Here is a 12,752-nt window from a genome sequence, read left to right on the forward strand (position 1 = left end):
GCGACGCGATCCGGAGACGAGGCCACTCTTGCCGTCACTCAGCGCGAACCCTAGCGTGCTGCCATGACCTTGAATGATCCTTGGGACGTCGGACAGGCCGCGCTGCTGCGCGGCGCATGGTCCGACGCGTATCAGGCATTCGAGGCGGCGCTGGTCGAACAGTCGGATCGGGCTGAAGCGCTTGAAGGGCAAGGGATGGCCGCGTGGTGGCTCGATCTGGCCGACGTCGTGTTTGCCGCCCGTGAACGGGCCTATCGCGCGTATCGTGCTCGCGGCGACGAGGTGTCGGCGGCGCGTGTGGCCGTCTGGCTGGCCTGGGATCACGATGCGTTCCGCGGCGAATACGCGATCACGAGCGGCTGGCTGCACCGCGCGCGCGAGCTGCTTGAGGGGCACCACCACACCGCCGCTTACGCCTGGCTCTCGGTGCGGGAGTCGGCATTCGCCCTGCTCGATCACGGCAATCCGGAAGACGCGCTCAAGCACGCCGAGCAAGCCATTGAGGCCGGACGCGCATCGGGGTCTGTGGACTACGAAATGGTGGGACGCGCCCTGCGCGGCTTTTCGCTCGCCACGTCGGGGCGTATACCCGAAGGCATGCACGAGCTCGATGGGGTAAACGCCGCGGTGCTCGCCGGCGAGATGCAGGATCGCGTGGCGATCGGACTCGCCTGTTGTTACCTCATCTCAGCATGCGATCGCGTACGCGACTACGATCGTGCTGTGCAATGGTGCGCGCGTCTGCGCGCGTTCTGCGAACGGTGGGAGTTCCGCGTGTTATTCGCGGTGTGCCGCACCCAGTATGCGGCCGTCTGCATGTGGCGTGGTGCGTGGGGTGAAGCGGAACGCGAACTCGAAGCGGCGAGCAGCGAACTCGCGGCCGTTCGACCGGGCATGGTTTCCGAAGCGTTGGTGCGTCTCGGTGAACTCCGCCGTCGCCAGGGCCGACTCGACGAGGCCACGAGTCTCTTCGAGCGCTCCGGCGCGCATCCCCTCGCCGCCGTCGGACATGCGGCGGTGGCACTCGATCGTGGCGACTGGGAATCGGCCGGTGACCTGGCCGAACGTCACCTGCGCAGTCTGCCGGCGCACAATCGCACCGAGCGCGTTGCCGCCCTCGAGCTGCTGGTGCGCGCGCGTGTGGCGCGCGGCGATCAGTCGCGCGCGTTGGCGGCATTGATCGAACTGCAGGGGATCGCCGAACAGGCGTTCACGACGCCACTGCGTGGCTCGGCCAGTCTGGCCAACGGCGTGCTGGCGTGCGGAGCCGACGACTACGAGGCGGCACGCCGCCATTTCGAAGACGCGGTGGATCTGTTTCACAAGAGTGGCGCCTCGTTCGAGCGCGGACGGGCGGGCCTCGAACTCGCTGCAGCGCTGCTGGCCTTGGGTCGAAACGACGCGGCGGCTCGCGAAGTGGAGCGCGCCGTTCAGGTGCTGGCGCCGTTGGAGGCGACCGTCGAACTCGACCGCGCGAGCGCATTGCGGGCACGAACCACGACGTCTACGCCGACGGCCGCTGAAGCGCATGTCGTCGCCCCCGCGAGCCCGTCATCAACCGCGCTGACGCGTCGCGAGGTGCAAGTGCTCGAGCTCATCGCCGAGGGGCTGGGGAATCAGGCGATTGCTGAGCGTCTGACCATCAGTGAGCACACCGTGCATCGGCATGTCGCGAACATGCTCACCAAGCTTGGCGTCCCGTCGCGTTCGGCCGCGGTTGCCCAGGCGGCGCGGCTCGGTCTGCTATAGCCCGCCGTATGGCCCGTTCGGGCCAGCGGGGCCACGTTGAAAAGATGGCCTGATCAGGGGAAGCGGGTCGTGCCATGCCATCGGTATCCTCTCGATGTCGCGACAATCGCGCCCCGCTTCCCTCGCACCGGTCCATCGCCATGTCTCAGGATACGCTCTCGTCACCACCCTCGGCATTGCCCGCTACCGATCTCGTCGCGCTCAAGACACGCCAGCAGATCGCCTGGTCCACCGGCAACTACGCCGTCGTTGGCACCACGCTCCAGATCGTCGGTGAGCAGTTGTGCGAATCGATGGATATCCGCTCGGGGTCGACGGTGCTCGACGTGGCCGCCGGTAACGGCAATGCGTCGCTCGCCGCCGCCCGTCGGTGGTGTGAGGTCACGTCGACCGACTACGTGCCGTCGTTGCTCGAGTCCGGGCGTGCGCGTGCTCAGGCCGATGGCATGTCGCTCACGTTTCAGGAAGCCGACGCGGAGAACCTGCCCTTCGCTGATGGTTCGTTCGACTACGTGGTGTCGACGTTCGGTGTGATGTTCACGCCGAACCAGCCGCAGGCGGCGGCCGAGATGGCGCGTGTCTGCAAGTCGGGCGGCCGCATCGGGCTCGCCAGCTGGACGCCCGAGAGCTTCATCGGCCAGTTGTTCAAGACGATTGGCAAGTACCTCCCGCCGGCAGCGGGTGTGACGTCGCCGAGCGCGTGGGGCACTCGCGAGCGCATCGAAACGCTGTTTGCGGACACGGCCAGTGACATCATCTTCACCACCCGCGAGTTCGTCTTCCGCTATCACTCGCCGGTGCACTGGATCGAAGTGTTCCGCATGTACTACGGCCCAATGAACAAGACTTTCGCGGCGCTCGACGCCGATCGACAGGCTGCGTTCACCGAGGATCTGCTGCTGCTGATGGAGAAGGGGAATCGCTCCGGGGACGGGACGCTGGTGCTGCCGAGCGCGTATCTCGAGGTCGTGATCGACCGACGGTAATGCGCGGTTAGCGCCGTCTTGATATTCTTCGGGATGGTGAATCCGTGACCCATCCCGAAGCGACACCCAGCGAACTTGGTACCGATCCGTTCCGCGACGATCTCCTCGCCGCCACCGTGCTGCTCGAGCAGGTGATCGCCGATCGTTCGCTGCTGGTGCACGTTCCGGCCGAAGAACGGCAGCGTTTTCTCGACGCCGTCGGACACGTGTTTCACCCCGATGCGCGCGCCCGGCGCTCGATGGTGAAGGCGACCAGCAAGCAGCGCAAGCTCGACGCGGCCAAGCGCGACGATAGCGTGCTGCAGGAAACCGGTATCCGCGAGCTGCGGCGCAAGCCTGTGTTCACGACGCCCAACGTGTACCTGCTCGGTGACGGCGCCGCCGGCACGTCGACCGATGCGTCGCGCGACGATGACGCGCCCGAAGCGATCGTGCCGCAGCATTGCTACATCTGCAAGCAGAAGTTCACGACGATTCATCACTTCTACGATCAAATGTGCCTGCCGTGCGGTGATTTCAACTTCGCCAAGCGTACGGAACTGGTGGACCTGAGCGGGCGCACGGCGTTGCTGTCGGGTGGCCGCGTAAAGATCGGGTATCAGGCGGGACTCAAGCTGCTGCGCTGCGGCGCGCGATTGCTGGTCACCACGCGTTTCCCCCGCGACTCGGCCATGCGCTACGCCGCCGAGCCCGACTTCGACGCGTGGAGCGATCGTCTTCAAATCTTCGGGCTCGATTTGCGCCACACGCCCAGCGTGGAGGCGTTCTGTCGCGAACTGACGCACACCGAATCGCGACTCGATTTCATCATCAACAACGCCTGCCAGACGGTGCGCCGCCCACCGGCGTTCTACGCGCACATGATGGACGGCGAGACGGCGGCGGCCAGCAGCCTGTCCCCAGGCGCGCGCAAGATACTTGGCGCCTACGAGGGACTGCTGGGAGCGCAGCTGCTGCCGGATCCCGATGCGGACAGCCGTGCGGCCGTCGTGCAGAGCGGTGCGGCGCTGGATCGCGTCGGACTCACGCACGCCGCTGCGCTGTCGCAGGTGCCGCTGGTGCCCGACGACATGTTGGTCGCGCATCAACTCTTTCCGGCCGGGAAGCTCGATCAGGATCTGCAGCAGATCGATCTGCGCGAACGGAACTCGTGGCGGCTGCTGATGGATGAAGTGCCGAGTGTCGAGCTGCTGGAAGTGCAGCTTGTGAACGCGATCGCGCCGTTCCTCATCAATGCGCGCCTCAAGCCGCTCATGCTGCGCACGGCGAATCTCGACAAGCACATCGTGAATGTGTCGGCGATGGAGGGGCAGTTCTATCGCAACAACAAGACGACGCGGCATCCGCATACGAACATGGCGAAAGCAGCGCTCAATATGATGACGCGCACCTCGGCGGCGGACTATCAGCAGAACGGTATCCACATGAACAGCGTGGATACCGGCTGGGTGACGGACGAAGATGTGGCCGAGATCGCCGCGCGGAAGGTGGAGAACCACCGGTTCCATCCGCCGCTCGATATCGTGGACGGCGCGGCGCGGATCGTCGATCCGATCATCGCCGGTGTGTCCAGCGGCACGCATGTATGGGGGCAGTTTCTGAAGGATTACGCGCCGACCGACTGGTAGGCGCGTGACTCTGCGCGAAGGCCTGTCCTGTCTCTCTCTGGAACTTCAGATGCGAATCCTGTCCGCCGTGTTGTTGGCGGCACCGATGTTGCTCTCGGCGCAGACGACGCCCGTGCGCCCGTCCACCCTCTCACCCGCGCTGCTCGAAGCCGCCGCGCGGCAGATTGTGGCGAGCGTGCCCTATCCCACGTTCATCACGACCGACGCCAACGGCCATCCGCAAGCGCGTACGGTGCAGCCGATGGCACCCGACAGCGGCTGGGCGGTATGGTTCGCGACCAATCCCCGAACGCGCAAGGTGACGGAGATCGCGCGGCACCCACACGTCGTGCTGCACTACTTCGATCCGGTCACGCAGAGCTATGTCGCCCTGGCCGGACGCGCGCGTGTCGTGCGCGACCGCCCCACCAAAGACGCCCATTGGAATCCGCAATGGAGCACGTACTACCCCGATCGCGATACCAGCGTTGTCCTGATCGTCGTGCAGGCGGAGCGCCTGGAGATCGTGAGTGCCAAGCTGGGCGTGGAGGGCGACAAGGCTACGTGGCGCCCGCCGACCCTGCGCCTTCGGCCCCGAAAGTAAAGCCGCGGCGCTGCAGCAGGTCGGCGACGCCCGGACTCGCCATGCTTTCCGGCGACTCGCCCCAACGATTGAACGACTCCGAGCGCGTGGCACCGGCATCGAGCAGCATGCCGGCGATGGCGACGTAGTCGGCGTCCGCGCCTTCCTGCGAATGCATCGAACCGTGCGACGCCCAGGCGATCGGGGAGCTGCCGTATTCATGGTCGCGCACGTCGACCGGTGCCCCGTGGTCCAACAGCATGCGCACCAACGCCGGGCGACCACGCCAGGCAGCCCAATGCAGCGCGGTGCCGCCCCATTCGCCTTCGTCGATCACCGGCCAGCCGAGTCGCAGCATAAGGTGCACACTGGCTTCGCGGTTGCGGTCGACGGCCTCGTGCAACGCGCGTCGGTCGGCGAGCACGAGGCGCGCGATCAGATCGGGGTGCGTGGCGAGAATCGACTGGGCCTCGCGTTCGTCGGCCGCCGCGCAGGCACCGAGGAAGCGATCAACGTCGTCGAGACGTGTGACGTCGGCGCCGCTGTGGGCCAGCAGATCGGCAACGTCGGCATTCCCCGTGCGCACGGCCAGCGCATATGGCGTTCGCCCGTCTGCACGCGGCGTATCGATAACGGCACCCTGTTCGATGAACAGTCGCACGGCACTCCCTGAGCGACCCACCACGAGTCGATGCAATGGCACTTCACCGATACCCGGTGTGCCGTCGCGCGTCGTCATGTGGCTCGGCACATTTGGATCGGCACCGTGTTCGAGCAGCCACTGCATGCCGCGCGTCACTGTCGCGATACGCGCGTTCGGTTCGCGATAGCCGGCCAGAAAGTACAACGGGGTGTTGCCCCACTCGGCGTGCGCGTCACTGAGCTTCGCTCCGTGCATCTGGAGCAGCTCGAGGCAGTCCCGGTGATCGTGCTCGGCCGCGTGAAACACACTCTCGCCGTCGTTGGGGTCGGCGCCACGTTCCAGGAGCACACGGGCTGCCGACACATTGTTCGAGACGCACGCAAAGTAGAGCACCGCGATGCGCGCCTTCGGATCGTGCGGCAGCTGCACAAAGGCATTTGGGCTGGCGCCAGCATCGAGCAACATGCGGACCACGTCGGCACGGTCGCTGGCGGACACGCCAAGCAGCGTCTTCAGCTGTCCGGTTGCGGCGAAGATGATCGGTTCGATTCCGTCGGGCTGCGACGGGCGCGTGGCCGCGCCGGGATCGGCGGCGAGGAAGGCGAGCAACGCGTCTGCATTGCCCACGGCCGCTGCAGTGTGCGCGCTGAAGGCCGCGATCGCCGGGTGCGCGTCGAGGAGCACTTTGGCACGCTCGTGCTGATCATCGCGCAACGCGGCAAAGAAGGCCGATGCAAACGCCTCCGGTGATGCCGATGGTGATGCTTCGATGGGCATGAATTACCTAGAGCGGATGCGCGGTAGACCGAAAATGTATAGAGTTGAGCAACACGCTACGTATTCCTTCCTCCCGCCCCGCCCATGAAACACCTACTCCCGGCGCTTGCGCTGTCCTCACTCCTCACTGCACCGCTCGCGGCACAGGCCGGCGCCCGTCGAGCCGCGCCCAGCACGCGCGCCATTGCCGAAGTGTCGCTCACGCTCGTCGATACGGCGGCGCAACGCGCGGCCGGCAAGGCGGCGGTGATGCGCATCGACTACGGTCAGCCGCACCTGCGCGGTCGCCATATCAACACCGATAGTCTCGTGCCATTCGGCACGGTGTGGCGTCTCGGCGCGAACGGCGCCACGCTGTTCACGACCGATGTCGATCTCACCATCGGTGGCAAGGATGTGCCCAAGGGACGCTATATCGCGCAGTTGCTCCCGGCGCGCACGGGCTGGACCCTGATCCTGCAGGCCGAGACGACCGGTGCCGCATCGGTGAATCCGACCGCGTATGATGCAAAGAAGGATGTTGCGCGCATCGATCTTCGTCAGGGCGCGATCGCGACGCCGCTAGAGAGTCTCTCCATTTGGCTCGTGCCGTCGACCGCACCCGGTGCGCAGCGCGGTGACCTGCGCATCGGATGGGACACAGTGATGCTGACGGCCGAGTGGGTGGTGCGCTAGCCGCTACTTCGCCGCCGGCTTCAGACGACGGCTGGGGACGGTAAACAGGTAACCGGTGTACTGCATCTCTTCCCACGTTTGATCGCCCCACTTCACGTCTTTGCTGGCGTCAGGATTGTGCTTGTTCGTCGCGGAGTTGTCGTACCACGCGGTCGACACGAGCTTTGCGCCAGCGGGGACGTCGAGTGGTTCCTTGAAGAAGTAGTACGTTTGCCAATTGAAGTCGTAGCGCGGCACGTCGAGAATGACCTGCGAGGTCCCATCCGGCTTGTCGAGCGTGTACTTCCAGCGCGTGCCGCGCAGGTGTGTATGCGGCAGCAAGCCCCAGATTTTGATTGGCTCGGTGGGCTCGAGATCCGCCGTGACCGCAATGTCCTTCTGTCCCGCCGGCAGCGTGAAGGCGCCGTTGATGTACGCGCCCATGCGCATCTCTTCGTCGGGCATTTCAGTCGCAAAACGGAACCCGACGCTCGTGCGGTCCTTCATCTCGTGCCCGTGCGCCGTGTAGTGCATCTGGAACGTAAGTACGGTGCCGGCGCGAATGCGCGTGGCCGTGCCTTTCGGGAAGGTCATGACGTTCGTGCCGGGCGCGGTGCCGCCGATTAGCACGCCGAGCCGACTCGGTGGGCCGTTCCGCACATCCTGGCGCGGCGGATCCTCGGGCGAATCGTACTGCGGCTTCCGCACGAACAGCGGGCGTGGTGCCGGCGAACCGGCGGGACGCGGCGCCGCGGGAGCCGCGTTCGCCGGTGCAGGCACTTTGGCATAGACCAGCACGTGGTGCACGACTTCGCGCGCGCCCGGCATGAACTCGATCGCCGAGACCCACTTGTCCTCGGTAAAGTTCGTGGGGATCTCGAAGTACTGATATTCAATGGTTCCCGCTGCCGGCACGGTGAAATCCTCCGGCATCGTGACGATCGCGTCGGGGGTGCCGATCTCCCATCCGGTGGCATAGACCGGCTTCGCCGGCGCCTTCTTCTCGTCGCCCTTCTTCGCGCCGGCGTCGATCCAACGCATCACCGTCGACTTCTCGAGGTCGGACAACCGGCGATCGTTGCTGAACGTGCCGTGCGGTCCTTCAGCGTGCCACGGCGGCATGAAGCCCGACCGCACGGCGTCGCGAATGTCGTCGATATTCGCTTTCGCACTGTCGTAATCGACCAGCGAGAACGGACCGAGCCCGCCGGGCCGATGGCAGGTCGTGCAATTCTTGTAGAGGATCGGGGCCACGTCCTTCGTGAACGTGGGGGCCGTGTCCTGCGCGATCAGGGGCTCGCGATAGCGTGCCGTGGCGATGCCGACGAGGGCGACGGCCGCGAGTGCGCCGAGTCGGACGAGACGACCGCCGGAGCGGCCAACGTGATCCCGTAGTGCCACGAGCGGTGCTCTCCAGACTTCAAGCCGATGTTCAAGTGGCGTGGACCGTCACCTGTGAACAACGGAAGTTACGGGGTTTCGCGCTCGGCGATAGCGAGCTCAACAATTGATTTCGGCTCTGGAGCCGATCGTCAACGCACCACCGCCACCGCTACCGTGCTTCCCTTCTCGAGCTGACGCACCCAGGTAATTACCGCACCGCTCGAGGACGCGGCCAGCGACGGATACCACTGCCCCGGTCCGGCATCGGGGGCGGCCACGGGCGTGAAGCTGACGGCGCCCGTCGTATTCACGGTGGCTCGGACGAGCCCCAGTCGGCGGGTGCCGTCGACCACCTCATCCCACGCCACCAATGCCGTGCCGTTCGGCAGCATGACGATTTGCGGATGTGACGCCGGTCCGCGCGAGGGTACGCGAGTGCGCGCGCTGAACGCCTTGCCGTCGCGCGAGACCGCATAGTAGATCGACAACGCCATCGCGTCTTGCGCGGTGGCGTTCTTGCCCTCCGCCGCGGTCGGCCACACCACGTGCGCGCGTCGCGTGGCGTCGATGGCCAACGCCGGTCCGTTGTCGGGACAGCCGTCGAGCTTCCAGTGATCGTCGCTCACCCGCAGCGGTGCCGCGAACGTACGGCCACGATTGGTCGACATGGTGAACGCGATGTCGCGCTCACCACTTGGATACACGTGACGCCACGCCGCGTAGACGGCATCGCCTGACACGGCCATCGCGGTCTTGCAGCAGTAGCAGGGGCTGCGGGCAATGGAGAGCGCGCTGGTGCTTCCCAGCGAGGAAAACATGAGCTGCGAAAGCGCCGCGCGCTCCGTGGGATCGCCCTTGGGCATCACCATCGGCGCCGGGGTCACACCACTTGCCGGCGCACTGTGCTGATGGGCGCGATCGGCCGCCATGAGATCGCGATGATCGAGCCACAGTACCGAGATCCGACCGCTGGCGTTCACCGCCACCGACTGCCAGCCGCGCGACCCCTCGCTGTCGCTGCCGGGCACCGGCGTACTCGGAGAAAATGTGCGGCCGCCGTCGAGCGATCGCGCACTCAGCAGTTTCCACGTCGTGCCGGCTTTCGCGGTCCAGACGATCACAATCTCGGGTGTGCTCCCGCGACGCGGCACGAGCGCCACCCGCGGCGGCTCTTCGCCGCTCACCCGTGCTTCGCCGGCCACCCGGTTCACCTGCACCGGAGCACCGAAGGTCGTTCCACCATTGCTGCTGGTGGCCACGTAGATGTCCATCGATGAAATCGTCGCGGCCGAGAACGCGACGGCGACGAACGCACCGTTCGCGGCAACCGTAGGATTGGCGCCGGTGCGCTCGGCAACCGCGAGCGTCGCAATCGATGATTGCGCCGACAGCCCTGTGCCGTTGAGTAGCAGCGCAACAACCAGCGTGACGTGAACGGCTCGAAGAGCGCGCATGGATCGTTGAGAGAGAGGTCTGGTGAGGAAGGTCATCTACGATGCCATCGCGCGCCGTACGGCAGCGGCCAGCGTCGTGTCGCCGCGCCGGAAGGCGCCGATCATGCGAAAGCGAATCACACCGGCGCGATCGATCACGAAGGTCTCCGGTACGCCGACGGTCAGAAACTTCAGTGAGAACTGATGATCCGGATCGAGCCAGATCGGATAGGTCATCCCTTGCTCGGTGGCGAAGTCGCGCACGTCGGCACCCATTCCGGCGGCGTCGATGCTCACCCCGATCGTCTTGAGTCCCTGCGCGCCGTATTCACGATGCAGCGCCTCGAGTTGCGGAATTTCTTCCCGGCAGGGAATGCACCAGGTGGCCCAGACATTCAGCACCACGACGCTACCGGAAAGGGAGGCCAGCGCGACCGGCTCGCCCTCCAGCGTCATGGCGGTGAAGGCCGGCGCCGGAGCGCCCAACGACGGCGCTTTCGGGGTGGCACTGCGTTCGCACGCCGAGAGCGCGACACCGGCCAGAAACGCGAACAGTCCTGCGCGTGCGAAGCGTGGCATCAGATCGGGATCAGAAGGTGTACTTCAGGCTACTGGAATACGTACGCTGCGGAAACGGATGAAACAGAAAGTACTTCCGGTTCAGCAGGTTGTCCGCGCCGAGCGACGCCGAAACGTGCGTGCCGAAGCGGTAGTTCGCGTGCGCGTCGGCCACGAACCAAGCGCTGAATCCCTGATACACGTTGGGGTTCAGATCGGCATTGTCGAGCGTGGTCCATACGGCGTCACTGTAGCGCCCGCCCAGTGAGATTGCGAGCTTCGACACGGGCCGGTACGTCGCCACGAAGTTGGCGCGCCACTCGGGAATGTTCGGGAGCTGCTTGCCGATGGCCGCGTTGGCCGGCGCCGTGGCGCTGGCGCGCCCCGACGTCGCCAGCGTACGGGCATCGAGATATGTCGCGCTGCCCGACAGCTCCAGACCGGGGATCAGGACGTCGTGCTCGGATACTACCAGTTCGACACCACGCGCCCGCACATGATCGACATTGGAGATGAACGAATAGAACGTCTGCGATCCGGGAACCAGCGGCTGGAACTGCGAGATGATCGCGTCGTGTACATCGTCGTGGAACAGCGCGAGTTGCACGCGACTGCGTGCGAACGCGTGTTCGATGCGCACTTCACTCGCCAGTACGTTGTCCGGCTTGAGGTTCGGATCGGGCGACGTGAACGTCACCCCAGTCGTCACCAGCTGATACAGCTCGGCAGCCGTGGCAAACCGATAAGCCTTGGCGACCGAGGCGCTGAGTGTCCAATCGCGTGACATGGTCCACGCCAACGATGCCTTCGGGGAGAAGCGCGACGCGTCGACATCGGGCTGCGTGACACGCGTGCTCCCGTTCACATTCAACCCGTCAAAGCCGCGCCACTGCTCGTAGCGGCCACCGAGCGTGAGGCGCAGCATGGGCGTGATGCGCCAGTGGTCCTGTACCCACAGCGCGGTCGTGCGCGTCTTGCCGTCGCCCTGCGACGCCACGGTGGTGGTTACCGGGTCCGACACCCGCCAGTTCGCGGTGTTGTAGGTCGGGTTGGAGAGCGTGTACTGGTCCACATGCGCGCCGAACGTCACCGTGTGAGCTGCCAACGCGCCACCCTTGTGCCACGCCGCCTTCACATCGGCCGTTCGCCAGCCGGTACCGGAGAGCACCGCAACGCGCCCCGCGTCGCCGAACGTCGGCGTGGTGGCGGCGGCGGTGGTGGGGAAACGCTGCCGATCGGTGTCCATCGTGTAGCTCGTACCCACGACTTCGACGTCCCAATCGCGTTTCGTGTCGGTGCGTAGCGAGAAACTCTGCGCGTTGTGTTGCTGCAGCAGTCCGTAGTTACCGCTCGCGAAGCCGGCGAGTCCCGCGTAGCTGGGCGCGCCGGTACGCGCGAGATACGTTTCCACGCCGGCGTCCGCGTCGTTCTGCCAGAAACCATACGTGTAGGCAGCACGCATCGTCGGCGTGATGTCGTACGCGAGCTTGATCTTCGCATTCGTCATCTGCGTGTGCAGCAGTCCCGTCGCACCCAATACGTTGGCCGCAGCATTCAGCTTGTTGGTGGCGGCATAGCCGCCGGTGGTATTCGCCGGAAAGGTGGCGCCGGTGACATACGTGAGGGGCTGGCCTTTGCTGTCCTGATAATTGCCGCTGAGCGACACGGTCAGCTTGCCGAAGCGGTTCGCCACACGGGCCGACGTCTGCGACGTGCCGTACGTGGTGTTGGTACCGTACAGATCGAACGGCATCAGCGACTGCGACTGCGCGATCGAGCCTTCGAACTTGTCCGGCAGTCGCGTGGTGATCTCCATGACCGCTCCCATCGAGTTGCCGGGATACGCCGCCGAGAACGGGCCGTACATCATGTCCACCCGATCGATTTCTTCAGGTGCCACCAGACCCCAGCGAGGGCCGCCGATGGTGTTGTTGTTGGCGATCAGCGCCGACAGTGGTACGCCGTCGGCGAACACCAGGCTGCGCGCACTCGAGCTGACGCCCCACACGCGGGTGCCCATCACGGCCTGCGTGTCGCCGTTGTTGCGCTTTCGGATGAACACGCTGGGTAGGTATTTCACCGCGTCCGGCGTGTCCATGAGGTTCACGGTTTCTTCGACGCGTTTGGCGGTCACGCTGGCGCTCACGGGCATGGTGAGGCGGGTAAGGGCCGGGCGCGTATCGCGGTCGGCGGTGACACGCATGCCGCCGAGGGTGGCCACGGTGTCGCGGCGGGTGGAGTCTTTCCCGACAGGCTTCGTCGGCGGAGTCTGCGCACGGGCGGTGCCGGCGACCAGCAGGGCGCCGAGCAGGGTCACGAGCTTCATAAACGTGGTCAGGATAGGAGTACGGGCGCTCTCCCCGCGCTCACACCGGCCCC

At 65.7% G+C, this 12,752-nt stretch carries 10 protein-coding genes; 5 read left to right on the plus strand and 5 right to left on the minus strand.

All coding sequences use genetic code 11. The annotated features are described in order from the left end of the window. The first annotated feature begins 63 nt into the window (after positions 1-63). The 4 genes from HKW67_RS18055 (at position 64) to HKW67_RS18070 (ending at position 4,946) form a co-directional block, all read left to right on the plus strand. A complete protein-coding gene (locus HKW67_RS18055; protein ID WP_171226713.1) occupies positions 64-1,749 on the plus strand; it encodes a LuxR C-terminal-related transcriptional regulator in 1,686 nt (561 codons plus the stop codon). Positions 1,750-1,889: 140 nt separating this feature from the next. Further along, positions 1,890-2,735 (plus strand): class I SAM-dependent methyltransferase, encoded by an 846-nt coding sequence (locus HKW67_RS18060; RefSeq protein ID WP_171226714.1) that lies wholly within the window; start codon positions 1,890-1,892, stop codon positions 2,733-2,735. A gap of 44 nt (positions 2,736-2,779) precedes the next feature. Beyond that, positions 2,780-4,363 (plus strand): SDR family oxidoreductase, encoded by a 1,584-nt coding sequence (locus HKW67_RS18065; protein WP_171226715.1) that lies wholly within the window; start codon positions 2,780-2,782, stop codon positions 4,361-4,363. 49 nt (positions 4,364-4,412) lie between these two features. Next, positions 4,413-4,946, plus strand: a complete 534-nt coding sequence (locus tag HKW67_RS18070) for a pyridoxamine 5'-phosphate oxidase family protein (RefSeq protein WP_171226716.1) — start codon at positions 4,413-4,415, stop codon at positions 4,944-4,946. On the opposite strand, the gene HKW67_RS18075 is transcribed toward HKW67_RS18070, so the two are convergent. Further along, the gene (locus tag HKW67_RS18075; RefSeq protein ID WP_171226717.1) at positions 4,903-6,345 is read right to left on the minus strand and encodes an ankyrin repeat domain-containing protein; all 1,443 of its coding nucleotides are present in this window, start codon (positions 6,343-6,345) and stop codon (positions 4,903-4,905) included. The two genes, HKW67_RS18070 and HKW67_RS18075, sit on opposite strands and share 44 nt — an antisense overlap. Before the next feature lie 84 nt (positions 6,346-6,429). Between HKW67_RS18075 and HKW67_RS18080 the strand changes: the two genes are divergently transcribed. Next, positions 6,430-7,020: a DUF2911 domain-containing protein gene (locus HKW67_RS18080; protein ID WP_171226718.1), complete on the plus strand. Its 591-nt coding sequence runs from the start codon at positions 6,430-6,432 to the stop codon at positions 7,018-7,020. 3 nt (positions 7,021-7,023) lie between these two features. On the opposite strand, the gene HKW67_RS18085 is transcribed toward HKW67_RS18080, so the two are convergent. From HKW67_RS18085 to HKW67_RS18100, 4 genes are all read right to left on the minus strand, one after another. Then, positions 7,024-8,400, minus strand: a complete 1,377-nt coding sequence (locus tag HKW67_RS18085; RefSeq protein WP_171226719.1) for a cytochrome c — start codon at positions 8,398-8,400, stop codon at positions 7,024-7,026. Positions 8,401-8,531: 131 nt separating this feature from the next. Continuing rightward, positions 8,532-9,836 (minus strand): hypothetical protein, encoded by a 1,305-nt coding sequence (locus tag HKW67_RS18090; RefSeq protein WP_171226720.1) that lies wholly within the window; start codon positions 9,834-9,836, stop codon positions 8,532-8,534. Between the two features lie 36 nt (positions 9,837-9,872). Beyond that, on the minus strand, positions 9,873-10,394 hold the full coding sequence (locus HKW67_RS18095; RefSeq protein WP_171226721.1) for a TlpA disulfide reductase family protein: 522 nt from the start codon (positions 10,392-10,394) through the stop codon (positions 9,873-9,875). A gap of 10 nt (positions 10,395-10,404) precedes the next feature. Then, a complete protein-coding gene (locus HKW67_RS18100; RefSeq protein ID WP_171226722.1) occupies positions 10,405-12,699 on the minus strand; it encodes a TonB-dependent receptor in 2,295 nt (764 codons plus the stop codon). Positions 12,700-12,752: the final 53 nt, after the last annotated feature.

This window comes from Gemmatimonas groenlandica (assembly GCF_013004105.1).
GTDB classification, from domain to species: Bacteria; Gemmatimonadota; Gemmatimonadetes; order Gemmatimonadales; family Gemmatimonadaceae; genus Gemmatimonas; species Gemmatimonas groenlandica.

Excerpts from the sequence above, each read along its gene's own strand:
- HKW67_RS18070 (WP_171226716.1), top strand. The coding sequence starts at position 4,413 with ATGCGAATCCTGTCCGCCGTGTTGTTGGCGGCACCGATGTTGCTCTCG.
- HKW67_RS18055 (WP_171226713.1), top strand. The coding sequence starts at position 64 with ATGACCTTGAATGATCCTTGGGACGTCGGACAGGCCGCGCTGCTGCGC.
- HKW67_RS18100 (WP_171226722.1), bottom strand. The coding sequence starts at position 12,699 with ATGAAGCTCGTGACCCTGCTCGGCGCCCTGCTGGTCGCCGGCACCGCC.
- HKW67_RS18095 (WP_171226721.1), bottom strand. The coding sequence starts at position 10,394 with ATGCCACGCTTCGCACGCGCAGGACTGTTCGCGTTTCTGGCCGGTGTC.
- HKW67_RS18080 (WP_171226718.1), top strand. The coding sequence starts at position 6,430 with ATGAAACACCTACTCCCGGCGCTTGCGCTGTCCTCACTCCTCACTGCA.
- HKW67_RS18060 (WP_171226714.1), top strand. The coding sequence starts at position 1,890 with ATGTCTCAGGATACGCTCTCGTCACCACCCTCGGCATTGCCCGCTACC.
- HKW67_RS18075 (WP_171226717.1), bottom strand. The coding sequence starts at position 6,345 with ATGCCCATCGAAGCATCACCATCGGCATCACCGGAGGCGTTTGCATCG.
- HKW67_RS18090 (WP_171226720.1), bottom strand. The coding sequence starts at position 9,836 with ATGCGCGCTCTTCGAGCCGTTCACGTCACGCTGGTTGTTGCGCTGCTA.